Here is a 23796-nt window from a genome sequence, read left to right as displayed (position 1 = left end):
CGGTGCCCCCGTTGGTGCCGCGTAACTTCCCGATACCCTTTCTTACACCGGCCCCTGCGCGGGGTCGGCTAGACTGCTGCCGTAGTCATCACAATATGGAAAAGGGTCCCCCATGACACACCGCACCGTCGTGCGCGCCGTAACGGCCGCCGCCTTGCTCTGGTCGGCAATCGCCTTCGCGCCCAGCGCCATGGCACAGGTCAATATCAACATCGGCATCGGCGTCGCGCCGCCAGCCCCGGTCTACGAAGTCGTACCTGGGCCACGCCCCGGCTACATCTGGCAGCCTGGCTACTGGGACTGGGACGACCACTACCACAAGCACAACTGGAAGAAGGGCAAGTGGGCCAAGGCGCGCCCGGGCTACGTCTACGAGTCGCCGCGCTGGGTGCAGGCCAGCAATGGCTGGGTGATGCAGCCGGGTCGCTGGAATCAGGGGCCGGACTGGGACCGCCGCGGCCACGATCATGACCATGACTACGATCATGATCATGACCATGGTCATCGCGGCAAGGGCGGCTACCACTGCCCGCCCGGCCACGCCAAGAAGGGCGAATGCTGAGAAGGGAGCGCGGAGCGCCATGCTAGGATCTCCGGACCCGCGACTTGGAGGTTGCTTCAAAATGAAGTGAAGCGGTCCTGGCTAGGCGCGCGGCCGCAGGCAGTACAAGTGGTACGACAAGGCCGCGCAACGACGCCAGGATTTTTTGAAGCGACCTCTTATGCCAGCCGCCGCACAGAACGGCGCAGGCATGGCGCGGGGCAGGGGTCACCCACCCGGAGGCTAGACATGGCAAAGCAGGTCTTCTCGCGTTCGCAGTACCTCGACATCCTCAACGACAGCTTGCGCAAACATCCAGGCTTCCAGCCCGGCATGGCGTTTGTCTTCCTGCCGCCGGGGGCGAGCGCGAGCCAGGCGTCCGGCGTCGGCTGCACCGGTCCGCTGGAGGCCATGCCGGTCTATTGCGAGATCGAACGCGTGGCTTCCGGCCTGATCGAGGTCCGGACCGAGTGAGGCCGGTACAATAGCGGCCTTCCCATCCCATCGAAAGAATTCCCGTGAAGAAGACGGACCTGGAAAAGAACAAAGGCCTCAAGATTGCCCACGACATGAAGCACGCGGCGGCAACGCGTGCAGGCGGCGTGGCGCAGGGCGCGAAGATCGACCGCCGCGAGCAGCGCAAGCTGGACCAGCAGGCTGGCCTGGTGCCGTTTGCCTGCAAGCTGGATGGCAAGCTGGTGGCGCGTCTGCAGGAACTGGCCAAGGATCATCCCGGCGGGATGAGCGGCCTGCTGGCCGAGGTGGTGGAAAAGGGGCTGGGGGAATAATTTCCCGGTGATGGTCGCCCCGCTCCGGTGAGGAGCGGGGGCAGGCTGCCAGGCCCGCAGTCCGCGGGCCTTGATTTTCCCGGATCCCGGGGGCTTTCCCCCGAACTTCCGGTCAGCCTTCGTCTTCCTCGTCGCCGAGGAAGTCGCGGCGAAGCATCCAGTTGGCGATGGCTTCGTCGCACACCTTCTTGAGCTTGTCCTTGTCGGGCAGCTTGTCAAACAGCTGGAAATTCACCAGCGCCATACCCGCATCGGTGATGTAGAACAGGCGGTCCGGCTCGTCGTAGTGGACGATGCGCCCGTCGATCCCCGATTCCTCGCTGTCGGCCGGCATGTCCTCCAGCTCGACCACGCGGCACGTGAAGCGCGGGCTGCGGGTGTGGGTCAGATACTCGAATTCGTCGTGCATGATGTCGCCGCCCTTGCCTGCGATGACGGCGAAACCCCAGATGAACCGGGGCATCGGCAAATCGGACAGATCATCAATCTCGTCCATGGTGTTCTCCCTGATGCGATAGCCCGCATTATCGCCCAAGTCCTCCACCACGGCCGCCCCGATTGCGCACGTTTATACATTCAGTCGAGCATGTATCCCCTGGCCAGCGTGCCGAAGCTCTCCAGTTCGCGCGCCTGCCAGGCCGCATCGTGTCCGAGTTCCTCCGCGAGGATCGCCGCCACCTGCGGCGCACCGGCCAGTGCCGCCTTTGCGTCGAGGAACAAGGCGCGATTGCGCCGCGCCAGCACGTCTTCCACGCGCCGCGCCAGTTCGTGGCGGGCGGCAAAGCGCACGTGGGCCTCGGTCAGGCCCGCGGCGGGCACCAGGAGGTTGTCCGCGCCGGGCAGGGCGCGTACGAGGGGGAGGTCGGCGCCGTAGTAGCGGTCCGGCGATCCCGAGCCGGCCGGCGGCAGGTCCGCCGGCATGCCGGTGGCGCCGTGCAGCGGCAGGTCTTCCGTCCTGCCCGGCGCCGCCTTGAGCAGCTGGCGCTGGATCGCCGTCGCCATGACGTCTTCAGCCATCTTGCGGTAGGTGGTCCATTTGCCACCGGTGACCGTGATCAGGCCCGCTTTCGATACCAGGATGGTGTGCTCGCGTGACAACGATGCGGTGGACGCTTCGCCGGTCGCCTTGACCAGCGGGCGCAAACCGGCCCACACGCTGGTCACATCCGCGCGTGTCGGGTCGCGCGCCAGGTATCGCGAGGCCGTTTCCAGGATGAAATCGACATCGTCGCCGGTCGCTCGCGGCTCCAGCGGCAGGTCCTGGCGCGGCGTGTCCGTGGTGCCGACAATGGTGTGGCCGTTCCAGGGCACCAGGAAGAGCACCCGTCCGTCGTCCGTCTTCGGGATCAGGATCGCACGATCGCCGGGCAGAAAGCTCTTGGGCAGCGTCAGGTGCACGCCCTGGCTGGGCGCCACCATGCTGCGGGCGTGGCCGTCTTCCATCTGCCGCACCGCGTCCACCCACACGCCCGTGGCGTTGATGACGCAGTCCGCGCGCAAGTCGAAGGTGGCGTCGCCGAGCGCATCCTGCGCCGTCACGCCGGTAATCACGCCGTTGCGTTGCGACAGGCCGGTCACGCGCATGTAGTTGACGGCGGTGCCGCCCACATCGAACAGCGTGCGCATCAGGGCCACGGCCAGGCGCGCGTCGTCAAACTGGCCATCGAAATAGAGATTGCCGCCGCGCAACGGACGGCCGCCGACGTGCTCGGCCAGCGTGGGCGCCGCCTGCAGGGTCTCGCGGTGATTGAGCCAGCGGCTGCCGGACAGGTTGAGGCCGCCCGCCAGCATGTCGTAGACCTTCAGGCCGATGCCATAGAACGGCTGGTCGAACATCTGGTAGGCCGGCACCACGAAGCCGAGCGGCCACACCAGGTGCGGGGCGTTGCGGGCCAGCAAGCCACGTTCGTGCAGCGCCTCGCGCACCAGGCTGATGTTGCCCTGGGCCAGGTAGCGCACGCCTCCGTGCACGAGCTTGGTGGCCTTGCTCGACGTGCCCTTGGCGAAGTCGGCCGCTTCCACCAGAAGCGTGCGATAGCCCCGTGAGGCGGCATCCACCGCCGTGCCCAGGCCGGTGGCGCCGCCGCCGATGACGATGACATCCCATCGGGCCTCGCGCGACAGCGTGGCGAGCAGGTCGGCGCGCGAAGGTGGCTGGATGGGGGTAGCAGGTGTTGGCATGGTGATGGTCGAATACGGAAATCAGTGTGCGCGGGCGTTGGTGTCGTCCTCGCGGGCCCAGTCGCGGGCGCGGTCCACGGCGCGATGCCAGCGGGCCAAGCGATGCGCACGCGCGTCGGCCGAGAGCTTCGGCTCGAAGCGCTGCTCCACCTGCCACTGGCGCGTGATCTCCTCGGGATCTGTCCAGTAGCCGGTGGCCAGCCCCGCCAGGTAGGCCGCGCCGAGCGCGGTGGTTTCGGTCACGCGCGGACGGACCACGGGCGTGCCGAGCAGGTCGGCCTGCATCTGCATGAGCAAGTCGCTGCGCGACGCGCCGCCGTCGACACGCAGCTCCGCCAGCGAGATGCCGGCGTCCTTCTGCATGGCATCGAGCACGTCCACGCTTTGCAGCGCGATGGATTCCAGCGCGGCGCGCGCAATGTGCGGGCCGCCCGTGCCGCGCGTGATGCCCACGATCGTGCCGCGCGCGAAGGGGTCCCAGTGGGGCGCGCCGAGGCCGGCAAAGGCCGGCACGAGCACCACGCCGCCGGTGTCCTCGCACTGGCGCGCCAGCGGGTCCACTTCCGGGGCGCTGTGGATCAGCTTGAGCCCATCGCGCAGCCACTGGATCGTGGCGCCGCCCATGAATACGCCCCCTTCCAGGCAATATTGCGTGTTCTGCCCGATCTGCCAGCCGATGGTGGTGAGCAGTCGATTTTGCGACGTCACGGGTTTGTCGCCCGTGTTCATCAGGATGAAGCAGCCGGTGCCGTACGTGTTCTTGGCCATGCCCGGGGACAGGCAGGCCTGGCCGAACGTCGCGGCCTGCTGGTCGCCAGCGATGCCGGCGATCGGAATCCCGGTGCCAAACAGGCGCGCCGCCGTGAGGGCGACTTCCCCGCTCGACGGCACCACATCGGGCAGCAGGCTGCGAGGAATGTCCAGCAGGCCCAGCAGTTCGTCATCCCAGCGGAAATCGTGGATATTGAACAGCAGCGTGCGCGAGGCGTTGGAGACGTCCGTCACGTGCCGCGTGCCGTCGGTCAACTGCCAGATCAGCCAGCTGTCGACGGTGCCGAACGCGAGTTCGCCGCGCTCGGCGCGCTCACGCGCGCCTTCGTAGTTGTCGAGCATCCAGCGCAGCTTGGTGCCGGAGAAGTAGGCGTCGATGATCAGCCCGGTCTTTTGCTGGAAGGTCGCGCCGTGGCCCGCGGCCTGCAGGTCCTCGCACATCGGTGCGGTGCGGCGGTCCTGCCAGACCAGCGCGCGGCCCACGGGTTCGCCGGTCTTGCGGTCCCAGAGCACGGTGGTCTCGCGCTGGTTGGTGATGCCGATCGCGCGGATCTGCGTGCTGCTGACGCCGGCATCGGCGAGGACTTCGTGGGCGACCGCCAGCTGCGACTGCCAGATTTCATAGGGGTCATGCTCGACGTGACCCGGATGCGGATAATATTGGCGGAACTCGCGCTGGGCAATCCGCACCACATTGCCGGCGTGATCGAACAGGATGGCACGCGAGCTGCTGGTGCCCTGGTCCAGGGCCAGTACGTACTGGGGCTGCTGGGAAGTGTGAGTCGGCGTCATGCGTTCCGTCCGGAAAAAAATTGAGGCTGGTGTTGCCGGCCAAACCTTGCTGCCATGGCCGACATCGTTTCCGAACCTTCTAATCTGATTACCCGCGTGACGGCCGGCGTGGCCGCGCGCAGCCCGTTTGACTCGTCCGCGCATCTGCGGCTGATGGTCGAAGGCCGGCAGGTGGGCTGGCTGTCGCGCAGGCACGCGGATATGCTGAACTCGATGACCGGCATGCCGGGCGCGGGGAGCTTGCTGGCCCGGGTGGGCGAGGGTGCCGTGACGCTGCTGCCCGGGTGCCCGGACTTCGATACGCGCAGCGCCACGCTGGCCATCCTGGCCCGACAACTGGCGGACGCCGGCCATTTGCGCGGCTGGCGCAACGAGTTGTTCGCGGTCACGCCCGCACCGGAGGCGCCGGCGCTGGCCGTGATCGAGCGTGCCGCGGCGCGGTTCCTCGGCCTGCTGACGTTCGCATCGCATATGAACGGCATCATCGACGGCGAGCGTGCGCTCTGGATTTCCCGGCGCAGCCCCGCCAAGGCCGTGGACCCCGGCATGTGGGACAATCTCGTGGCGGGCGGCATGCCGGCCGGCAGCGACCCGCTGGAGACGCTGATCCGCGAATGCGACGAGGAATCCGGCATTCCTCCGGCGCTGGCGGCCCGGGCCGAGGCGCACGGCGTCATCGATGTCCTGCGCGAAATCCCCGAAGGCGTGCAGTGGGAACGGGTGTATGTGTACGACCTGTCACTGCCGCCGGACTTCGTGCCGCACAATCGCGACGGGGAGGTGGCCGAGCATCGCCGTATCGACCCTTCGGCATTGCTTGCTATCATGGCGGACCGCGCCATGACCGTCGATGCCACGCTGGTGACGCTGGATGCCCTCCGCCGACGCGGCTGGACGGCTGCATCCACCCAGCCATCCTGATCTGTTCGCACCACGGCCGCGCCCTGCCGCTTGATTAAGATTCGCCCGATTCGCCTACGATGAGCTCCACCGGATTTATCCTCACTCTTTCCTGCCCGGACCAGCCGGGCATCGTGCATGCCGTCTCCGGCCTGCTGTTCCAGCATGGCTGCAATATCGTCGATTCCGACCAGTACGGTGATGCGTTCACCGGCCGCTTCTTCATGCGTGTGCACTTCAGCACGGCCGCCGGCGGCCCGGACCTGGCCACGCTGCGCGCCGCGTTCGCGCCGGTCGGCGACCAGTTCGGCATGCAGTGGGAGGTGTTCGACGCCGCGGCGAAGCCGCGCGTGATGATCATGGTGTCCAAGATCGGACACTGCCTGAACGACCTGCTGTTCCGCGCCAAGGTGGGCGGGCTGCCGGTGGAGATCGCCGCGATCGTGTCGAACCATCGCGACTTCTACCAGCTTGCCGCGTCGTACGACGTGCCGTTCTTCCACCTGCCGCTGATGAACGCCTCCGCCGAGCAGAAGTCCGCCCAGGAAGCGCGCGTGTTCGAAGTGGTGCGCGACCAGAATATCGACCTCGTCGTGCTGGCCCGCTACATGCAGGTGCTGTCCAACGACCTGTGCCGCAAGCTGGAAGGCCGCGCGATCAACATCCACCATTCGTTCCTGCCGAGCTTCAAGGGCGCCAAGCCGTACTACCAGGCCCATGATCGCGGCGTGAAGCTGATTGGCGCCACGGCCCACTACGTGACGGCCGACCTCGACGAAGGTCCGATCATCGAGCAGGAGATCGAGCGCGTGGATCACAGCATGGACCCCGATCAGCTGACCGCGGTCGGCCGCGACGTCGAGTGCGTGGCGCTGGCCCGTGCCGTCAAGTGGCATGCCGAACACCGCATCCTGCTGAACGGCCACAAGACCGTGGTGTTCAAGTAAGCCATGGGTATCGCGCCTCTCCCGCACACGGGGGAGGCGACGGGCGCGCGGACCCGCCATCGCGTTATTCCTGGTCCGCAACCACACAATTCACTCCGCTGTCCGCCAGCATCTCCACGAACGGCGCGCGCAGTGGCTCGTCCGTGAACAAGCGGTCGATGCTCGACAGGGGCGCCAGCTCCACCATCGCCTGGCGGTTGAACTTGCTGGCATCCGCCGCCAGCCAGATCTCGCGCGAATGTTCCATGATCGTGCGCGCCACCTTCACTTCCCGGAAGTCATAGTCACGCAACGTGCCGTCGGTCTCGATGCCCGAGATGCCGATCAGGCCGATATCCACCTTGAACTGGCGGATGAACTCCACCGTGGCCTCGCCGACGATGCCGCGGTCGCGTGACCGCAATACTCCGCCCGCCACGATGACCTCGCACTCCGGGTTGTCGGCCAGGATATTGGCTACGTGCAGGTTGTTGGTGATGACGCGCAGGCCGCGGTGGTGGACCAGCGCGCGCGCGATCTCTTCCACCGTGGTGCCGATGTTCAGGATCAGCGAGCAGCCTTCCGGCACGGCGGCAGCCACCGCGCGCGCAATGCGCGCCTTGCCTTCCGCGTGCAGCACCTGGCGCTGCCGGTAGGCGATGTTCTCCGTGGTGGACCCTTCCATGCGCACGCCGCCGTGAAAGCGCGCCAGCATGCCGTTTTCGGCAAGCAGGTTGACGTCGCGCCGGACGGTTTGCAGGGTCACGCCGAACTTCCGAGCGAGTTCGTCGATGGAGGCAAAGCCCTGGCTGCGGACTTCCTCGAGGAGGGCGGTCTGGCGGGGATTAAGCGTCATGCCGGCATTCTAGTTCAAACAGAAACGAAAACAAATGATGCACTGCACGATTGTTTTGCGTTCGTTTTTGCGCTAAAACGAGCAGGAAGCTATGAATAGTGCCCCTTGGTCACGGTATTCGGTGTGGCTGAGCAAGCAATCGAACATTGGAGACTGGATGCAGCTGAGCCTGGAAGGCATTGCGCAGCAAGTGGGGTCGCAAGCCTATCTCTACCCGATGACGCTGGCTCCCGTGCCCGGCGCCGTCACCATCCTGCTGGGGACCACCCAGGCCGGCAAGACGTCGCTGATGCGGGTCATGGCCGGGCTCGACAAGCCCAGCGCAGGGCGTGTGCTGGTCGACGGCGCCGACGTCACCGGCGTGCCGGTCCGCGAGCGCAATGTCTCAATGGTGTACCAGCAGTTCATCAACTATCCCTCCCTCACGGTCTTCGACAACATCGCGTCGCCGCTGAAGCTGCGGCGCGACCGTGGCGAAGATATTGCCACGCAGGTCCGCGCGCTGGCCAGCCGCCTGCATATCGAACATCTGCTGGACCGCTATCCCGCCGAACTGTCCGGCGGGCAGCAGCAGCGCGTGGCGCTGGCGCGGGCGCTGGCCAAGAACGCGCCGTTGATGCTGCTGGACGAGCCGCTGGTCAATCTGGACTACAAGCTGCGCGAGGAACTGCGCGAAGAACTGACGCAGCTCTTCGCGCACGGCAACGCCACCGTGATCTACGCCACCACCGAGCCGGCCGAAGCGCTGCTGCTGGGCGGGCATACGGCGGTGCTCGATGCCGGCGAACTGCTCCAGTACGGGCCAACGCCCGAGGTCTTCCATTACCCGGCTTCGCTGCGCGTGGCGCGCGCCTTCAGCGATCCGCCGATGAACCTGGTGGAGGGCACGCTGTCCGGCGGACGCGTGACGCTGGCCGGCAATATCGTGATTCCGTTGCCCGAGGTGTCCGCGCCGGATGGCCCCGTGACGGTCGGCGTGCGCGCCGCTGCGTTGCGGCTGGCGCGGGTGCCGGGCGCGGTGGCGGTGCCGGGCAAGGTGGCACTGGCCGAATTGTCGGGCTCGGATACCTTCGTCCACCTCGATACCGCAGTCGGCAATCTCGTCGCGCAGTTTGCCGGCGTGCTCGAACTTCAACTGGGGGCGCCGTTGTCGCTGCATCTGGAACCCGCGCAGCTCTACCTGTTCAACGCTGCCGGCGATCGCATCCACGCGCCGCGCCGTCCGGGCGCACTGGCCGACGTGGCCAGCACGCCGATTACCGAGTCGGGAGGCTGAGATGGCACGCATCGATCTCGATCTCGCGCACGCCTATGGCCCGAATCCGCAGAACGACGAGGACTACGCGCTGCTGCCGCTGCGCTTCACCTTCGAGGATGGCGGGGCCTACGCCTTGCTGGGCCCGTCCGGTTGCGGCAAGACCACGCTGCTGAATTGCGTGTCCGGCCTGCTGCGGCCCTCGCAGGGGACGATTCGCTTTGACGGCAACGACGTGACCGGCGCCACGCCGCAGGCGCGCAATATCGCGCAGGTGTTCCAGTTTCCGGTGATCTACGACACGATGACCGTCGGCCAGAACCTGGCCTTCCCGCTGCGCAATCGTGGGGTGCCGGCCGCGCAGGTCAGGGAGCGCGTGGGGCGCGTGGCGGAGATGCTGGACCTGTCGTCATCGCTTGACCGCCGGGCGAGCGGGCTCGCCGCGGATGCCAAGCAGAAGATTTCCCTCGGCCGCGGGCTGGTCCGGCAGGATGTCTCGGCGATCCTGTTCGACGAACCGCTGACCGTGATCGACCCGCATCTGAAATGGCAGTTGCGGCGCAAGCTCAAAGAGATTCATCACGAATTCCGGCTGACGCTGATCTACGTGACGCACGACCAGACCGAGGCGCTGACGTTCGCCGACCAAGTGGTGGTGATGTCGCGTGGCAAGGCGGTGCAGGTGGGTTCCGCCGACGCGCTGTTCGAGCGGCCCGCGCACACGTTTGTCGGCCACTTCATCGGTTCCCCGGGGATGAATTTCCTACCGGCCGTATGGCGCGACGGGGCGATCGACGTGGCCGGGCGGCGCTACATGCCGACGCTGCCACCGGCGACCGGGCCTGCGCTGCAGGCCGCCGGCAGCTTCAAGATCGGCGTAAGGCCCGAATACCTGGAGCTGGCGGCCAGCGACGATCCGCAGGCCATGCCGGCGCACGTGGTACGTGCTCAGGACATCGGCACCTACTGGCTGGTGACGGCGACCGTGGAGAACGGCGGCGAGCCGGCCACGATCCGGGCCCGGCTTGGCACCGAGGCCGCGAGCCTGCGCCCCGGCGACACCGTGTGGCTGTCGGTCTTCAACCGGCACACCTGCTTCTATATCAACGAGGAACTGGTCCAATGAAGCCCGTCAACCAGAAGGCCTGGCTGCTGGTGCTGCCCGTGGTGCTGTGCGTGGCGTTCTCGGCCATCCTGCCGCTGATGACCATCGTCAACTATTCGGTACAGGACATCATTTCGCCGGAGCGGCGGGTGTTCGTCGGCACGGAGTGGTTCCGCACCGTGCTGCGCGATGGCGAACTGCACGACGCGCTGCTGCGCCAGCTCGGCTTTTCGCTGGCGGTGCTGCTGGTGGAGATTCCGCTCGGCATCCTGCTGGCGCTGGCGATGCCGGCCAAGGGCTGGAGGGCCTCCGCCGTGCTGGTCATCATCGCGCTGTCCCTGCTGATTCCGTGGAACGTCGTGGGCACGATCTGGCAGATCTTCGGCCGGACGGACATCGGCCTGCTTGGCGCGGCGCTGGCGGGCATGGGGTTTGACTACAACTACACGGGCAGTGCGGTCGATGCGTGGGTCACGGTGCTGGTGATGGATGTCTGGCACTGGACGCCGCTGGTGGCGCTGCTTTGCTACGCAGGCCTGCGCGCGATTCCGGACGCCTACTACCAAGCGGCCCGGATCGATGGCGCGTCGCGCTTTGCCGTGTTTCGCTTCATCCAGCTGCCCAAGCTGCGGGGCGTCCTGATGATCGCCGTGCTGCTGCGCTTCATGGATAGCTTCATGATCTACACGGAGCCGTTCGTGCTCACCGGCGGCGGCCCCGGCAATGCCACGACATTCCTGTCGCAATACCTGACGCAGAAGGCGGTGGGGCAGTTCGACCTGGGGCCGGCCGCGGCATTCTCGATCATCTACTTCCTGATCATCCTGCTGGCCTGTTTCATCCTCTATAACTGGATGCAGCGTGCCGGCACGTCCGGCACCGAGGAGATGCCCAATGGCTGATATCGCGCATCCCGGCCAACGCGCCGGCTGGTGGCGCCCGTTGTTCCTGGTGCTTTACCTGCTGTTCGCCATCGTCCCGATCTACTGGATGGTGAACATGTCGTTCAAGACGAACGAGGAAATCGTCTCCACGCTGTCGCTCTGGCCGGCGTCGTTCACGCTGGAGCACTACGTCACCATCTTTACCGATGCCTCGTGGTACTCCGGGTATATCAACTCGATGATCTACGTGGCGCTGAACACAATCATCTCGGTGTCCGTGGCGTTACCGGCGGCCTATGCGTTCTCGCGCTACCAGTTCATCGGCGACAAGCATGTGTTCTTCTGGCTGCTGACCAACCGCATGACGCCGCCCGCGGTGTTCCTGCTGCCGTTCTTCCAGCTGTACACCACGATCGGGCTGATGGATACGCACCTGGGCGTGGCGCTGGCGCACCTGGTGTTCAACGTGCCGCTGGCGGTGTGGATCCTGGAGGGCTTCATGTCCGGCGTGCCGCGCGAGATCGACGAGACCGCCTACGTGGACGGCTATTCCTTCCCGCGCTTCTTCGTGACGATCTTCCTGCCGCTGATCAAGGCGGGCGTGGGCGTGGCGGCGTTCTTCTGCTTCATGTTCAGCTGGGTGGAATTGCTGCTGGCGCGCACGCTGACGTCCGTCAACGCCAAGCCGATCGTGGCGACGATGACCCGCACGGTGTCCGCGTCGGGCATGGACTGGGGCGTGCTGGCGGCGGCCGGCGTGCTGACCATCGTGCCGGGCGCCATCGTGATCTGGTTCGTGCGGCACTACATCGCGAAGGGTTTCGCGATGGGCCGCGTGTAGCTGACAACAAGGAGTCGAAGAGATGCTCAGCTGGATGGTCTGGACCACCCCCGTCGCGGTGTTCTTCACGTCGGTGGTGGTCATGCTGATCGGCATGACGATCTGGGAGACGCGATTGCCCACGGTCATGCGCAAGGGCTTCCTGCCGATCGCCACCACGCGTGGCGATCGCCTGTTCATCGGCCTGATGTGCGCGGCATGGATCAACCTGGCCTGGGTGGGGCTGGGGGAGAAGATGCAGGCGTGGTTCTCGCTGGCCGAGGAGCCGTCGATCTGGATCAGCGTGGCAATTTCCGCCGTGGTGCTGCTGGTGATCATGCGCCGCGGCTGACGCGGCGCGCCGGGTTTCGCTGTCATGGGCTGCGCAGCTTGTCCCTTCCCCGGGGCCGCAACCCAGTAACAGAGCCGGGGAGGGGATTCCTGAGGAGACACTGATGAAAGTGCACGTGAAGTTGGGGATGTCGGCCCTGGCCTTTGCGGCCGCGCTGGCATGCGGTCATGCCGCCTGGGCCGACGAGGCCGCGGCGAAGAAGTGGGTGGACAACGAGTTCCAGCCGTCGTCGCTAGCCAAGGACAAGCAGATGGCGGAGATGAAGTGGTTCATGGATGCCGCCGCCAAGCTCAAGGCGAAGGGGGTCACGCAGATCAACGTGGTCTCGGAAACCATTACCACGCACGAATACGAGTCCAAGACGCTGACCAAGGCGTTCGAGGAAATCACCGGCATCAAGGTCAACCATGACATCATCCAGGAAGGCGATGTGGTGGAGAAGCTGCAGACCTCGATGCAGTCGGGCAAGTCGATCTATGACGGCTGGATCTCCGATTCGGACCTGATCGGCACGCACTACCGCTATGGCGCCATCCTGCCGCTCTCTGACTACATGAGCGGCGCGGGCAAGGAATTCACCAATCCGGACCTCGACGTCAAGGACTTCATCGGCACCAAGTTCACCACCGCGCCGGACGGCAAGCTCTACCAGTTGCCGGACCAGCAGTTTGCCAACCTGTACTGGTTCCGCGCCGACTGGTTCGCGCGCAAGGACCTGCAGGACAAGTTCAAGGCCAAGTACGGCTATGACCTGGGCGTGCCGACCAACTGGTCCGCGTACGAAGACATCGCCAACTTCTTCACCAACGACGTGAAGGAGCTGGACGGCAAGAAGGTCTATGGCCACATGGACTATGGCAAGAAGGACCCCTCGCTGGGCTGGCGTTTCACCGACGCGTGGCTGTCGATGGCGGGTACGGCCGACAAGGGCCTGCCTAACGGCATGCCGGTGGACGAATGGGGCATCCGCGTGGCCGAGGACAAGTGCACGCCGGTCGGTGCGTCAGTGTCCCGTGGCGGCGCCACCAACAGCCCGGCTGCGGTCTATGCGCTGACCAAGTACATCGACTGGATGAAGAAGTTCGCGCCGCCGCAGGCCATGGGCATGACGTTCTCCGAAGCCGGTCCCGTGCCGGCGCAGGGGCAGATCGCCCAGCAGGTGTTCTGGTACACCGCCTTCACGGCGGACATGACCAAGAAGGGCCTGCCGGTGGTGAACGCCGATGGCTCGCCCAAGTGGCGCATGGCACCGTCGCCGTACGGCCCGTACTGGAAGCAGGGGATGCAGAACGGCTACCAGGACGTGGGTTCGTGGACGTTCTTCAAGAACACCGACCCGAACCGCCTGGCCGCCGCGTGGTTGTATGCGCAGTTCGTGACTTCCAAGACGGTGTCGTTGAAGAAGTCGCTCACCGGCCTGACGTTCATTCGTGACAGCGATATCCACCACGACTATCTGACCAAGAATGCGGCCAAGTACGGCGGCCTGATCGAGTTCTACCGCAGCCCGGCCCGCGTGGCCTGGACTCCGACCGGTACCAACGTGCCCGACTATCCCAAGCTGGCCCAGCTCTGGTGGAAGAACGTGGCCACGGCGGTCACCGGCGAGAAGACGCCGCAGGCCGCGATGGACAACCTGGCCGAGGAGATGGATCAGGTGATGGGTCGCCTGCAGCGCGCCGGCATGGCCAACTGCGCGCCCAAGCTGAATGCGAAGAGCGATCCGTCCAAGTGGCTGTCGTCGGACCACGCGCCGTGGAAGAAGCTGGAAAACGAAAAGCCGAAGGGCGAGACCATCGCCTATGACAAGCTGCTCCAGGCGTGGAAGGAAGGTCGCGTTCGCTGATTGGTTGCGCGGGGTGTTGTAGAGGAAGGGCGGTGGCGTCTCTTGGCGCCACCGCTTTTTTTTGCGTCCTTCGTCAAGTTCCGGGGAAGGTCGCCTGGATTGGGAGCATCGACCGGTTGAATCCACGGCCAATAACTGACATTCCCCGCCTCCAATTGTACGACTGCAGCCGATTCCACAGCGGTCGTATGAAAACACACGCGCATGGCACTTCAGCGCAAAGCATGAGGGCTGCACGCGTAGCGAATCAGACAGCAATCGCAATGTTTCTGGCTGCCCTATGCAGCCGCGTTGCCTTCTGCCGCGACTATGGTTACTTCAACTCGTAGCCCCTCCGTGGCGAGCGCTGCCTCGACAGTAGTACGAACAGGTGCCTCCGCTTTGTTATCTGCCAGCCACCCTTCCCATACAGCGTTCATTGCTGAAAAATCCCTGATGTCACGCAGGTAGACCGTCGCAGAGAGAAGCCGGCTAGGGTTGCTTCCCGCTTCAGTAAGGAGGGCCTCGACACGTGACAAGACCTCACTTGTTTGCGCGGCGATATCGCCGGTGGCGGAAGCACTTCCTTTGGCAGTTTGTCCGCACAGATACACCAGTCCGCCATAGCGGACAACCCTGCTCAGACGCGAATTCGTATGGTGTCTCTGGATTGCCATCACGACTTGTCTTCCTTCCTTTGTGGTGTTTGATTGGGGGTGCACGCCAGGGCGGCCAGCGACCCAAGACTTATCGGTTTGATCGGGGCACGAATGCGATAGGCACCAATCTCACTCGGCGTACGATGGTGGGTATTCGCAAGTATCTGGGTCACGGTGATTCCGCACATCCTCCCCTGACATGGCCCCATCCCGCAGCGACTAAAGAACTTAGCCTGGTTGGGTCCCTCACAGCCCAACTTCGCCATCTCACGGACGCGCCCCGCGGTGACTTCTTCACATCGGCAAACAACAGTCTCGTCAGCACAGTCAACGAGCCATTCTGGAGGGCGATAAAGGGCATCCAAGAATGGACGGACACGCTGTTGATGCTTTAGCGCGGAGCGCCAAGACTTCGCGAGCTCCTCGCCCCTTTTTGCGTCTAGCTTTCCGATTGCCACCGCGGCCCCTATTGCAGCGATGGCACCACTGGCCTCCGCAGCCAAAGCGCCCGCAATCGCCGCGCCATCGCCGGCTATCCGGAGCCCAGACAAAGACGTCTCACCCCACGCGTCGACGATCGGATGCCACGCCAGTTGCTCGTCGCTCCACGAGTGGTCCACGCGCAAGAGCCTGGTTATCTGCGTATTGGGCACGACGCCGTGATGAAGCAAGGCAACGTCGGCTTCGATACGTTGCGCGCTGCCACCCTCGACGAATGACACCGCTCGCACACGTTGACCGTCATCTGTAGCCTCAATGCGAACATCTTCCACATGCTTAGCAAAGCGTACGCCCGCACGGCGCAGCTTCCATAGCATCCGCAGACCTTTTCCGATAATCTTCGGGCACGTTGCAGCCAGTGTCAGATGCTTCAATGCGCGCCGATTGTTTTCGGCGGGGCTTGTCTCAACGATGCCGGCAATTTTGGCCCCTCCGTCTAGCAGTTGGCATGCAACCAACAGTAGCAATGGGCCGCTTCCCACCAGCACAACCTTGCCGTCCGGGACTTGAGCTGCCGTCTTGAGAGCGATCTGTGCCGCGCCAGCATTCAGTACGCCTGGTAGCGTCCAACCGGGTAACGGCGAGGGGCGCTCCATCGCTCCAGTGGCAATCACCAATTGGGGAGCACGGACGTTGAAAGAGCGTCCTGACTGTTGCGCGGTAACAGTCAGATCACGCGCCACATCCCACACCAAAGTACCGTACCGGACCTCGGCCCCTGATCTTGCAAAGCGTTCCGCCAAGGAAGCACCATGGCAGTAGTCCGGACCGAGCAACTCTTTGACCGTTCGGGGCGCGACCGTGACATTCCGATATATCTGGCCGCCAGCGCGAGGTTGTTCATCGAGCACGACAGTCCGCAGGCCACACGCTGCCGCAACTGTCGCTGCAGACATCCCCGCAGGACCGCTACCTATAATGATGAGGTCGTGAGTAAAGCCTTCGTCGATCCGCTTTTCGTCGATGGAGCGAACATTGGAGCGAACGTTGTTCCCTGAGCTCATGCTGCTGCCTCCACGCGCCGTGCGCCTGACGGCAACCACACCTGCATTCCTTCACGCACCTCGACCATACAGGATTGCACGTTCTGAGCGCCATCCACTTCTACGATGCAGTCGAAACATACACCCATGAGGCATAGCGGCGCCCGTGGGGCTCCCGATACTGCCGTCTTTCGGAAGGGTACGATTCCCGCGGCAAGCAATGCGGTCGCGAGGGTCTGGCCCGCGCGTGCGTGTAGCTCTTGTCCTTCCACGTGAATGACAACAGTCGGCTGCAGCTCAGTGGGCGATAGCTTGATTGACTTGAACATCGAAACGCCTTGCCTTGAAATCCCGAACTTCAACCGGTTCGGTGCCGGTACGTATCCATTCCACAAGTGGGCCGGAATGTGCTGGTGCCAGCGTGATGCCGCTGTGGCACGTCACCACGAAAGCTCCCGGGCATTCAATGGACTCCTCATAAATCGGATAGCCATCCGGAGTCATGACACGCAGCGCGCCCCATGTGCGAACCAAGTTGACATTGGCCAGCATCGGGAAGCTGCGCACCGCACGCGCTGCAATGCGAGCCAGTTCAGGCAACGTGGTGCCATCGTCCATCCCGACTTCTTCCTTCGAGTCGCCGATCTGCACCACGCCTTCGCCCGTCTGCCGCACGTAGTGGCACGGATATCGCAGAAATGGCGACACCCGTTCGCTAACCAGAAGTTGGCCTCGTACCGGCCGTACGGGGGCGCTTAGCCCTACCTGGGGAGCAAGGTCTCTGTTCGCCAGCCCGGCAGCGAGTACCACGCGCGATGCCGAGAACGTGCGGTTTCCAGCCCGGACTCGGAATTCCCCCGCACGATGCTCGATCTTGTCGACTCTTACTCCGGTCACCAGCTGGCCACCGAGAGCCTTGTAGCCTTGGACCAGTGCTCTCAACGTATGCAGCGGACTGACATGACCGTCGAGCTCGCAGTAAATCGCACCGACGACATCCGGGCCGGTTTCTGGGATGAGCCGGCGCAGGCTCGGCAGATCGAGGACTTCGTACGGATAGCTGATACCGAGTTGCGCACCTAATACTGCGAGCTTTCCGGCGGACTCAGAGAGCGTCTTCTCATCGAAGCTCATACTAATTCCGCCTGGCTGCTGAAGTTGGACGTCGATTCCCGTGAGGTCTTGCAGTTCTGTCGCGAGCGCTCGCCACTCGCGCGCCGCCTGCATGGTCCAGCGTGCATAGGCCGGACGACCCAACCCCTTGTTCTGGACCCAGACGAGGCCGAAATTTCCTCTCGATGCACGAAAGGCGTCATCGCTTCCGTCAAGCACGCACACGGTATCTCCCCTGCGGGCAAGCCCATATCCCACGGATAGGCCCACCACGCCCCCGCCTATGACGAGCGTGTCGATGTGATCAGTACCCATGACCTATTCCGCCTTGATGTTGCGCTCGCGGACAATCTTTTCGAACTTGTCTGCCTCGCTGCGAATGAACGCAGCAACCTCGCCGGGAGTCTTGCCCGAATCCGGTTCGATGCCGAGCTTGACGAGCTTCTCGCGGAAATCTGGCGTTGCCATCACTTCGCGAATAGCCGTGTTTAGTCGATTGACGATCGGTGCGGGTGTGCCGGCCGGAGCCTGAATGGATTCCCACGCCACAAGTTCGAAGCCAGGTACGCCCGACTCTGCAATGGTCGGAACATCGGGGACCGCTGAGACACGCTTCTTGCTCGACACGGCGATGGCACGAAGCTTTCCTTCCTTGACGAGGTTGATTGACGACGCCACTGTGGGCATCATCATCGTCACCTGCCCGCTCATGAGGTCTATCAGCGCAGGACCACTGCCTTTGTAGGGCACGTGGATCATGTTGATGCCCGTCTTGGACAGCAACAACTCCGATGCCAAATGGCCCGCGCTTCCAGGACCATAGCTCGCATAAGGAAGCTTGCCCGGCTGCGCCTTGGCCATCGAGACCAGATCGGGAATCGATTTCACCGGAATGCTAGCCGGCGTAACGAGCCACAACGGAATGACGCCGAGCAGCGCCACGGGCGCGAAGTCCTTATAGATGTTGTAGTTCAGCTTTTGAAGGGCCGGATTGATGGCGAACGACGAGGAAACCGACAAGAGCGTGTAGCCGTCTGCAGGCTGGCTCTTCACATACTGAGTCGCGATGATGGAATTGGCGCCCGGCCTGTTTTCCACCACAATCTGCTGGCCGAGCTTCACACTCAACGCAGCGCCCAGTAACCGCGCGGTCGCATCCGAGGATCCGCCCGGGGGAAACCCGACCACCAGTTTGATTGGGCGGGTTGGATATGACTGCGTCGGTTCCTGCGCGCTCACCGGGAAGCATACGAGCATCGCGAACGCGGTGAGCCCAGCCGATGCCAGTACGCTGCCCACGCCGCAGCGCAACGTCTGCGGCAGAAGGGTCTTGTCATGTTTGAGTTCGGGGGGCATGTTGTCCGTATCTCCGTACCCCTGGTTTGCCGCTAAGATTTGGGTCCAGGGTGGATGAATCTTAGAAGCGCCACCTCTGCATAACAATTCATTCTTTGCAGCCTGCTTATTCCCAAAAGTTATGTATGAAGAAGACTGTCAATCTGCGCCAAGTTGAATCCTTTTACTCCGTAATACGCACGGGTACCGTAGTCGGAGCAGCGCAACTGATGAACGTGACGCAGCCCGCGGTCAGCAAAGCAATCGCCCTCCTCGAACTGCGCATCGGATACAAGCTCTTCGAGCGCAGGGGTCGTAAGCTTGTGGCGACGCCTGAGGCGGAGGCGTTATACCGCGAGATCGAGCCGATCTATGGCAGCCTCGAACGGATTTCCCAGATCGCTGAAGACATCCGTAACCAGCGCGCAGGAGCGCTGCGCATTGCGACGCTACCTTCGATTTCTCAGTGGCTGTTGCCGAGGGCCATCACTCGCTTTCTGTCGACCCGACCAAATGTATCCGTCTACATCGAGAGCCTGCCGTCCCGGCAGGTCGCGGATCTCGTCGCTACACGTCAGTTCGACGTAGGCTTGATCGAACTACCGCTGTCGCGGCCCGCTATCGCGACGGAGCCACTGGATCTCAGTCCAGCAGTCGCGATACTGCCGGTCGGTCATCGGCTCGCCTCGAAGCGGGTAATTTCCGTCAAGGACCTTGCCAATGAGCGGCTAATTTTGCTGTCCCAGCATAGTTTTCTGCGCCACCAGATTGACGACGCGTTTTCGAATGCTGGAGTTGCGGCAAACGTCATTGTGGATACACCCCATTCCTTGGTAGCCTGCGGACTCGTAGCGGCCGGCGCTGGAATCACACTGGTGTCACGTTGGGCTGCGGAGCTGTTCTCAGCGCATGACGTCGTCGTGCGACCACTAAGAGAAGAGCTGGCTTCGCGATACGCAATCATCTTCCCGAGTCCTGGACGCAGACTCCTCTTAGCGGAAGCTTTCGCCGAAGACTTCCGGGAAGAGATTAGACACCCGAAGCGGCGTCAGAATGCCTTTCGCGACACTTAGATTTTTGCTGCCGGAAGCGGAAATTTCTTTCGGAGTTCCAGAATTTCGCCCGCGTTTCGTCCAAGGCTGCAATTTCTCCTTGCCCAGAACCTGACGTCTGATTGAACGCGCAAAGGAGCCATTGGCGATCTAGCGCTGGGGGGCAGGATTGGGTCGTTCTGAGACGGTCCCTCACCCCGCAAATCAGCGAAGAGCTTTTTCTTCGTCCGCTGTTTGTGGCGGCGTGCTCAGGCTTCGGAAGTCGTCGCAGTCGCGGCCGCTGCGTAGCGTGCCTTGCCGCGCCGCTTGGCCTCATACAGCGACATGTCGGCGCGCATGAACAGTTCGCTGACCGACGTGCCATTGTCCGGCCGATGAATCGCGCTTCCCACGCTGGCGGTGGACACCAGGGTGTGGCCGTTGATCGAGAACGGGCGCAGTGCCGCCTGCACCACGGTGTGGGCGATGCGCTCCACGGTGCCGGCTTGTGACACGTTGTCCAGGATGATCGCGAATTCGTCGCCGCCGATGCGGGCCACGGCATCGCCCTTGCGCACGCAGGCGGTGAGCCGTTCGGCAAACGCCACCAGCAGGCGGTCGCCCACAGGGTGGCCGTGCGTATCGTTGACGGCCTTGAAGTCGTCCAGGTCCACCAGCAGCAGCGCCGCGCGCTGGCCGGCCGCATCGGCGCGCGCCATGGTTTCCGTCAGGCGGCGATCGAAACCCTTGCGGTTGAGCAGGCCCGTCAGATGGTCGGAGAGCGTCTGGGCTTCCAGGGACCGCAGCTTCTGCCGCTCGCCGGTGACGTTGCGCGCGAACATGTGCAGGCCCGTGACGTGATCCTGGGCATCATCCCAGGCGGGCTGGTAGGTGACCTCCCACGCGGTGCCCTCGGTGCTCTCGCGCGTAAAGGTCACGGCGTGGCCGTCGCGCGCCTGATCCAGGTAGGGCTTGTTGGCGACGTACTCGGGCGTGCCCCACAGCTCGCGCAGCGACAAGCCGGTGATCTGCTCGGCCGGCAGGCCAAAGTGGCGCGCATAGGCCTGGTTGACGAAGGCAAAGTGCTCGGCGGCATCGATGAAGGCGACGAAATCCGGCACGTGGTTGGCAATCGCCTCGATACGCTTTTCGCTGGCGGCGGCGCTGTCCTTGGCCGCCTTGAGCGCGGCCTCGCGTTCGGAAAGCTGGTGCATGACCTCCGCGAAGGACGCCGCCAGCTCGCCGATCTCGTCGTCACGGCCGACTGGCAGGTCCGACACCGCCGCGGGCTGCGTCGCCAGCTGGCGCACCGCCCGGTGCAGGTGTTCCAGCGGCGCCAGCAGGCGCCGGATCACGCTCCACATCAACACGGCGGCAATCAGCAGGGACACCAGGCCGATGCCCACCGCACGCTGGCGGATTTCTAACAGCGGGCCATAGGCCTCGTCGGCTGGCAACACCGACACCACCTCCCAGCCGTTGGAGGACAGCAGATAGCGCGCGACGACCGGTTGTTCGGGGAAAAGCATCTCCCAGGTCGATTCGGGCTGATCGGCCCCGCAGGCCTCGCCAACCGCGCGCGCCGGCGCGAGGACCTTGCCGCCATCGGGATGCAAGGCGTAGCGCGGATTGGCGCCCGCCGAGACCAGGCAGTAGTAGCCGGTCACGCCCACGCGGCTGCGGGCCAGTTCACGCAGGAAATTGCTCGCCGACAGGTTCAGCACACCGCCCACCACGCCGCGCAGCTCGCCGTCCGGGCCACGCAGCGGGATCGCCAGGATCACGCCCGGCGAACTGGAATGCTTGCCCTGCAGCAGGTCGGAGACGGCGAACGATGCGCCGCGCCGGATTTCCTTGAAATAGTCCCGCTCGCCCACGGTCATCTTGACCCCTTCGGGTACTGCCGTGCTGAAGGCAAGCGTGCCGTCCGGCCACGCCAGGAAGACGGCGTTGAAGCTTTCCGGCATGTCGACGGTTTCCGTCGCGATGCGGCGCAGTTCGGATGGTTTCTGGTTCAGCGCGGGGGTCAACGCACGCGCCAGGCGGCGCAACACGACCTCGCGCGATTCGAGTTTCTCGTCGAGTTGTCCGGCAACCAGCTTGACCAGGGTGTCCTGCTGGGCCTGAAGCATCTCCTTCAGGCTCTCATAGGCGTAGTACTGGGAAAAGCCGGCACGCGCCACGAGAATAAGCGTGACCACGATCGCAGTAGCGACCGCCATCCGGTACTTCAAGGAGTGCCGCATGAATCTCTTCTTTTCGTTTTGCGCAGTGACCCGTTATCCGGTGCCTGGGCTTTGGACAGCGACCCGCCCATTTTTCGGCAAACCGGTTTGTAGCGTAGCAGAACTGGTTTCGATCCCGGCGCCTGCAAAGGCCTGGAGACGTGTGTCATCCCACATGAGTGGCGCATGCGACGCCTTGCGTGACCGGCGGCGGGACTCGGGTGGTGTCGATGCGACAGTGCCGGCTGGCGGACACCCCGGCCGGCCGCCTCACGGGCATCTGGCAAGGGTATCCGCCAACCAGTCGATCACGGGCCGGAAGCGCGAGGCGCCGCGAAACTCGGCCGGGTAGGCCAGCCAGATTTCCCGGACGACTTCGGGTACCTCGCGCAGCAGATGCAGGTCGGGGTGATGCTGCGCGACGTAGTGGGGCAGCAAGGCAATGCCGATGCCGGCGCGCACGGCCTCGCGGACGGCCAGCAGGCTGTTGGACTGGTAGGCGAAGCGCCGTTCAAGCGCCTGGGGCCAGGCAACCTCCGGCAGGGAAAAGCCTTCGTCTAGCAGACCGCAGAGTGGTGCATCGTCAGGCGCCTGGCCGCCCGTCGGACCGTAGAGTCCGAAGCGCGCGGTGCCGGCCCGCTGCGCCACGATGTCGTCCTCCTGCGGGCGGGCCAGCCGGACGGCGATATGCGCGCGTCGGCGTGCCAGGCTGGTGACGCGGTTATCAACCTCCAGCCGGATCTCGACATCGGGGTGTGCCGCGTAGAGCGTGGGCAGTTGCGGCGTCAGGAATTCGCTGCCCAGCGCCGCCGTGGCGGCAACGCGCACCACGCCCGAGACGCCGGTGCTGGCGCCCTCGATCTCGCGCATCAGCCGGTCCGCGGACTGCTCCATCTGGCGCGCCGCGGTCAGGGCGTTGCGGCCGGCGGCGGTCAGTACGAAGGTGCCGTCGGTGCGGGTGGCCACCGGCTTGCCCAGCGCGGTTTCCAGCCGGCGAATGCGGCGGATGGCGGTGGCATGGGTGATATCGAGCTCCCGCGCGCAAGCCGAATAGCTCCCCGCCCGCATCAGCGTGGACAGGGTCAGCAGATCATCCCAGGCGATTGTGCTTTTTTGCACAGCGAGTGTGAGTTGTTGGGGAATTGGCGCACAGGATAGCGCGCCCTAGGATACGTGCATAGACCACCTCCTCAGGAGCCCGACGTCATGCCCGCCCCCTTTACTCTGCTCGATGCCGCCGGCGCCAGCCGCAAGCCTTCCGCCTGGACGGATGCCGTGCTGGTGCTGGTCGACCACCAGCGTGAATATGTCGATGGCAAGCTGCCGCTGACCGGCATGCCGGAGGCCGTCGCCGCCTGTGCGGACCTGCTGGCGCTGGCGCGCGCCCATGGCACGCCGGTGATTCACGTGGTGCACCACGGCAAGGCCGGCGGCGCGTTCGATCCGGGCGGGCCGTTTGCCGCGATCATCGAGGGGCTGACGCCCAAGGCTGGCGAGCAAACCGTCGTCAAGCACCTGCCCAACAGCTTCGCCGGCACGGAGCTGGCCGCGCAACTGGCGGCCACGGGACGCAAGGAACTGATCCTTGCCGGTTTCCAGACGCACATGTGCATCAGCGCGACGGCGCGTTCGGCGCTGGATCATGGCTATCGGGTCACGCTGGTGGCCAATGCCTGCGCCACCCGGGATCTGCCCGATCCGCTCGGCGGGGATCCGCTGACGGCAGCGGAACTGCACCGGGTAACGCTGGCCGCGCTGAATGACCGGTTTGCAACCGTCGTTGGGGACGCCTCGGTCTGGAGATCTGAGGATTACCCACAAATCCGGTTGTAAACCTCGGCAGACGGTGTTAACTTGCGCGCATCCTGTTCATTTTGCGGCAGCGGGTTGGCAATCGAGGACGACACGACAGACTGGGCGAGCGAGGAATTCGCGCAAGCGAATTTCGGAGAC

General features: G+C 64.4%; 24 protein-coding genes. 13 read left to right on the top strand and 11 right to left on the bottom strand.

What is annotated here, in order from left to right; all coding sequences use genetic code 11:
* Window positions 1-112 precede the first annotated feature (112 nt).
* From AC1DOX_RS16550 to AC1DOX_RS16540, 3 genes are all read left to right on the top strand, one after another.
* Window positions 113-562, top strand: coding sequence for a YXWGXW repeat-containing protein (locus tag AC1DOX_RS16550; RefSeq protein WP_092134446.1), 450 nt, complete (start codon window positions 113-115; stop codon window positions 560-562).
* A 228-nt stretch (window positions 563-790) separates the two neighbouring features.
* A complete protein-coding gene (locus AC1DOX_RS16545; protein WP_092134445.1) occupies window positions 791-1015 on the top strand; it encodes a hypothetical protein in 225 nt (74 codons plus the stop codon).
* A 95-nt stretch (window positions 1016-1110) separates the two neighbouring features.
* A complete protein-coding gene (locus tag AC1DOX_RS16540) occupies window positions 1111-1329 on the top strand; it encodes a hypothetical protein (RefSeq protein ID WP_441620040.1) in 219 nt (72 codons plus the stop codon).
* 112 nt (window positions 1330-1441) lie between these two features.
* Here the strand turns inward: AC1DOX_RS16540 and AC1DOX_RS16535 are convergent, their stop codons facing one another.
* The 3 genes from AC1DOX_RS16535 to glpK all read right to left on the bottom strand — a co-directional run bounded on the left by AC1DOX_RS16535 (window position 1442) and on the right by glpK (window position 5073).
* On the bottom strand, window positions 1442-1825 hold the full coding sequence (locus tag AC1DOX_RS16535; RefSeq protein WP_092135396.1) for a hypothetical protein: 384 nt from the start codon (window positions 1823-1825) through the stop codon (window positions 1442-1444).
* A gap of 80 nt (window positions 1826-1905) precedes the next feature.
* On the bottom strand, window positions 1906-3510 hold the full coding sequence (locus tag AC1DOX_RS16530; protein WP_441619891.1) for a glycerol-3-phosphate dehydrogenase/oxidase: 1605 nt from the start codon (window positions 3508-3510) through the stop codon (window positions 1906-1908).
* A gap of 21 nt (window positions 3511-3531) precedes the next feature.
* The gene (gene glpK / locus AC1DOX_RS16525) at window positions 3532-5073 is read right to left on the bottom strand and encodes a glycerol kinase GlpK (protein WP_092134441.1); all 1542 of its coding nucleotides are present in this window, start codon (window positions 5071-5073) and stop codon (window positions 3532-3534) included.
* Between the two features lie 54 nt (window positions 5074-5127).
* On the opposite strand from glpK, the gene AC1DOX_RS16520 reads away from it, so the two are divergent.
* Together AC1DOX_RS16520 and purU are read left to right on the top strand one after the other, a co-directional pair.
* Complete coding sequence (locus AC1DOX_RS16520; protein ID WP_441619889.1) at window positions 5128-5994, top strand: NUDIX hydrolase; 867 nt, start codon at window positions 5128-5130, stop codon at window positions 5992-5994.
* 59 nt (window positions 5995-6053) lie between these two features.
* Window positions 6054-6920 (top strand): formyltetrahydrofolate deformylase, encoded by an 867-nt coding sequence (gene purU / locus AC1DOX_RS16515; protein WP_092134438.1) that lies wholly within the window; start codon window positions 6054-6056, stop codon window positions 6918-6920.
* A gap of 64 nt (window positions 6921-6984) precedes the next feature.
* On the opposite strand, the gene AC1DOX_RS16510 is transcribed toward purU, so the two are convergent.
* A complete protein-coding gene (locus AC1DOX_RS16510; protein ID WP_092134437.1) occupies window positions 6985-7755 on the bottom strand; it encodes a DeoR/GlpR family DNA-binding transcription regulator in 771 nt (256 codons plus the stop codon).
* Between the two features lie 157 nt (window positions 7756-7912).
* Here AC1DOX_RS16510 and AC1DOX_RS16505 point away from each other — a divergent pair, with 157 nt between their 5' ends.
* The 6 genes from AC1DOX_RS16505 to AC1DOX_RS16480 all read left to right on the top strand — a co-directional run bounded on the left by AC1DOX_RS16505 (window position 7913) and on the right by AC1DOX_RS16480 (window position 14017).
* On the top strand, window positions 7913-9031 hold the full coding sequence (locus AC1DOX_RS16505; RefSeq protein ID WP_441619886.1) for an ABC transporter ATP-binding protein: 1119 nt from the start codon (window positions 7913-7915) through the stop codon (window positions 9029-9031).
* A 1-nt stretch (window position 9032) separates the two neighbouring features.
* Window positions 9033-10136 (top strand): ABC transporter ATP-binding protein, encoded by a 1104-nt coding sequence (locus AC1DOX_RS16500; protein WP_092134433.1) that lies wholly within the window; start codon window positions 9033-9035, stop codon window positions 10134-10136.
* Window positions 10133-11017: a carbohydrate ABC transporter permease gene (locus tag AC1DOX_RS16495; RefSeq protein ID WP_092134432.1), complete on the top strand. Its 885-nt coding sequence runs from the start codon at window positions 10133-10135 to the stop codon at window positions 11015-11017. The genes AC1DOX_RS16500 and AC1DOX_RS16495 overlap by 4 nt, the downstream gene beginning before the upstream one ends.
* On the top strand, window positions 11010-11840 hold the full coding sequence (locus AC1DOX_RS16490) for a carbohydrate ABC transporter permease (RefSeq protein WP_441619883.1): 831 nt from the start codon (window positions 11010-11012) through the stop codon (window positions 11838-11840). Before AC1DOX_RS16495 ends, AC1DOX_RS16490 begins: the two co-directional genes overlap by 8 nt.
* A gap of 22 nt (window positions 11841-11862) precedes the next feature.
* Entirely contained in the window at window positions 11863-12171 is a 309-nt protein-coding gene (locus AC1DOX_RS16485) for a DUF2160 domain-containing protein (RefSeq protein WP_092134428.1), read from the top strand.
* A gap of 115 nt (window positions 12172-12286) precedes the next feature.
* The gene (locus tag AC1DOX_RS16480) at window positions 12287-14017 is read left to right on the top strand and encodes an ABC transporter substrate-binding protein (RefSeq protein ID WP_441620038.1); all 1731 of its coding nucleotides are present in this window, start codon (window positions 12287-12289) and stop codon (window positions 14015-14017) included.
* Between the two features lie 278 nt (window positions 14018-14295).
* Here AC1DOX_RS16480 and AC1DOX_RS16475 read toward each other — a convergent pair whose 3' ends face one another.
* From AC1DOX_RS16475 to AC1DOX_RS16455, 5 genes are read right to left on the bottom strand one after another with little or no spacing between them, the layout of a single operon-like run.
* Window positions 14296-14673: a RidA family protein gene (locus tag AC1DOX_RS16475; protein WP_441620036.1), complete on the bottom strand. Its 378-nt coding sequence runs from the start codon at window positions 14671-14673 to the stop codon at window positions 14296-14298.
* Window positions 14673-16160, bottom strand: a complete 1488-nt coding sequence (locus AC1DOX_RS16470; protein WP_441619880.1) for an FAD-dependent oxidoreductase — start codon at window positions 16158-16160, stop codon at window positions 14673-14675. The genes AC1DOX_RS16475 and AC1DOX_RS16470 overlap by 1 nt, the downstream gene beginning before the upstream one ends.
* A complete protein-coding gene (locus tag AC1DOX_RS16465; RefSeq protein ID WP_441619878.1) occupies window positions 16157-16468 on the bottom strand; it encodes a (2Fe-2S)-binding protein in 312 nt (103 codons plus the stop codon). The genes AC1DOX_RS16470 and AC1DOX_RS16465 overlap by 4 nt, the downstream gene beginning before the upstream one ends.
* Window positions 16437-17567 (bottom strand): NAD(P)/FAD-dependent oxidoreductase, encoded by a 1131-nt coding sequence (locus tag AC1DOX_RS16460; protein WP_441619876.1) that lies wholly within the window; start codon window positions 17565-17567, stop codon window positions 16437-16439. Before AC1DOX_RS16460 ends, AC1DOX_RS16465 begins: the two co-directional genes overlap by 32 nt.
* A gap of 3 nt (window positions 17568-17570) precedes the next feature.
* Complete coding sequence (locus AC1DOX_RS16455) at window positions 17571-18608, bottom strand: tripartite tricarboxylate transporter substrate binding protein (RefSeq protein ID WP_441619874.1); 1038 nt, start codon at window positions 18606-18608, stop codon at window positions 17571-17573.
* A 125-nt stretch (window positions 18609-18733) separates the two neighbouring features.
* Between AC1DOX_RS16455 and AC1DOX_RS16450 the strand changes: the two genes are divergently transcribed.
* The gene (locus AC1DOX_RS16450; RefSeq protein ID WP_441619872.1) at window positions 18734-19660 is read left to right on the top strand and encodes a LysR substrate-binding domain-containing protein; all 927 of its coding nucleotides are present in this window, start codon (window positions 18734-18736) and stop codon (window positions 19658-19660) included.
* A 227-nt stretch (window positions 19661-19887) separates the two neighbouring features.
* Here the strand turns inward: AC1DOX_RS16450 and AC1DOX_RS16445 are convergent, their stop codons facing one another.
* Together AC1DOX_RS16445 and AC1DOX_RS16440 are read right to left on the bottom strand one after the other, a co-directional pair.
* Window positions 19888-21864: a sensor domain-containing diguanylate cyclase gene (locus tag AC1DOX_RS16445; protein WP_441619870.1), complete on the bottom strand. Its 1977-nt coding sequence runs from the start codon at window positions 21862-21864 to the stop codon at window positions 19888-19890.
* A 249-nt stretch (window positions 21865-22113) separates the two neighbouring features.
* Window positions 22114-22962 carry a LysR family transcriptional regulator gene (locus AC1DOX_RS16440; protein ID WP_441619868.1) on the bottom strand — a complete coding sequence of 283 codons (849 nt, stop codon included), beginning with the start codon at window positions 22960-22962 and terminating at the stop codon, window positions 22114-22116.
* A gap of 87 nt (window positions 22963-23049) precedes the next feature.
* Here AC1DOX_RS16440 and AC1DOX_RS16435 point away from each other — a divergent pair, with 87 nt between their 5' ends.
* Window positions 23050-23676: a cysteine hydrolase family protein gene (locus tag AC1DOX_RS16435; RefSeq protein WP_441619866.1), complete on the top strand. Its 627-nt coding sequence runs from the start codon at window positions 23050-23052 to the stop codon at window positions 23674-23676.
* Window positions 23677-23796 lie beyond the last annotated feature (120 nt).

Source organism: Cupriavidus sp. 01L415, from assembly GCF_056400065.1.
Note: the sequence above shows the minus strand (reverse complement) of the source record. Positions and strands in the feature narration are given on the sequence as shown.

Excerpts from the sequence above, each read along its gene's own strand:
- AC1DOX_RS16550 (WP_092134446.1), top strand. The coding sequence starts at position 113 with ATGACACACCGCACCGTCGTGCGCGCCGTAACGGCCGCCGCCTTGCTC.
- AC1DOX_RS16545 (WP_092134445.1), top strand. The coding sequence starts at position 791 with ATGGCAAAGCAGGTCTTCTCGCGTTCGCAGTACCTCGACATCCTCAAC.
- AC1DOX_RS16540 (WP_441620040.1), top strand. The coding sequence starts at position 1,111 with ATGAAGCACGCGGCGGCAACGCGTGCAGGCGGCGTGGCGCAGGGCGCG.
- AC1DOX_RS16535 (WP_092135396.1), bottom strand. The coding sequence starts at position 1,825 with ATGGACGAGATTGATGATCTGTCCGATTTGCCGATGCCCCGGTTCATC.
- AC1DOX_RS16530 (WP_441619891.1), bottom strand. The coding sequence starts at position 3,510 with ATGCCAACACCTGCTACCCCCATCCAGCCACCTTCGCGCGCCGACCTG.
- glpK (WP_092134441.1), bottom strand. The coding sequence starts at position 5,073 with ATGACGCCGACTCACACTTCCCAGCAGCCCCAGTACGTACTGGCCCTG.
- AC1DOX_RS16520 (WP_441619889.1), top strand. The coding sequence starts at position 5,128 with ATGGCCGACATCGTTTCCGAACCTTCTAATCTGATTACCCGCGTGACG.
- purU (WP_092134438.1), top strand. The coding sequence starts at position 6,054 with ATGAGCTCCACCGGATTTATCCTCACTCTTTCCTGCCCGGACCAGCCG.
- AC1DOX_RS16510 (WP_092134437.1), bottom strand. The coding sequence starts at position 7,755 with ATGACGCTTAATCCCCGCCAGACCGCCCTCCTCGAGGAAGTCCGCAGC.
- AC1DOX_RS16505 (WP_441619886.1), top strand. The coding sequence starts at position 7,913 with ATGCAGCTGAGCCTGGAAGGCATTGCGCAGCAAGTGGGGTCGCAAGCC.
- AC1DOX_RS16500 (WP_092134433.1), top strand. The coding sequence starts at position 9,033 with ATGGCACGCATCGATCTCGATCTCGCGCACGCCTATGGCCCGAATCCG.
- AC1DOX_RS16495 (WP_092134432.1), top strand. The coding sequence starts at position 10,133 with ATGAAGCCCGTCAACCAGAAGGCCTGGCTGCTGGTGCTGCCCGTGGTG.
- AC1DOX_RS16490 (WP_441619883.1), top strand. The coding sequence starts at position 11,010 with ATGGCTGATATCGCGCATCCCGGCCAACGCGCCGGCTGGTGGCGCCCG.
- AC1DOX_RS16485 (WP_092134428.1), top strand. The coding sequence starts at position 11,863 with ATGCTCAGCTGGATGGTCTGGACCACCCCCGTCGCGGTGTTCTTCACG.
- AC1DOX_RS16475 (WP_441620036.1), bottom strand. The coding sequence starts at position 14,673 with ATGGCAATCCAGAGACACCATACGAATTCGCGTCTGAGCAGGGTTGTC.
- AC1DOX_RS16470 (WP_441619880.1), bottom strand. The coding sequence starts at position 16,160 with ATGAGCTCAGGGAACAACGTTCGCTCCAATGTTCGCTCCATCGACGAA.
- AC1DOX_RS16465 (WP_441619878.1), bottom strand. The coding sequence starts at position 16,468 with ATGTTCAAGTCAATCAAGCTATCGCCCACTGAGCTGCAGCCGACTGTT.
- AC1DOX_RS16460 (WP_441619876.1), bottom strand. The coding sequence starts at position 17,567 with ATGGGTACTGATCACATCGACACGCTCGTCATAGGCGGGGGCGTGGTG.
- AC1DOX_RS16455 (WP_441619874.1), bottom strand. The coding sequence starts at position 18,608 with ATGCCCCCCGAACTCAAACATGACAAGACCCTTCTGCCGCAGACGTTG.
- AC1DOX_RS16450 (WP_441619872.1), top strand. The coding sequence starts at position 18,734 with ATGAAGAAGACTGTCAATCTGCGCCAAGTTGAATCCTTTTACTCCGTA.
- AC1DOX_RS16445 (WP_441619870.1), bottom strand. The coding sequence starts at position 21,864 with ATGCGGCACTCCTTGAAGTACCGGATGGCGGTCGCTACTGCGATCGTG.
- AC1DOX_RS16435 (WP_441619866.1), top strand. The coding sequence starts at position 23,050 with ATGCCCGCCCCCTTTACTCTGCTCGATGCCGCCGGCGCCAGCCGCAAG.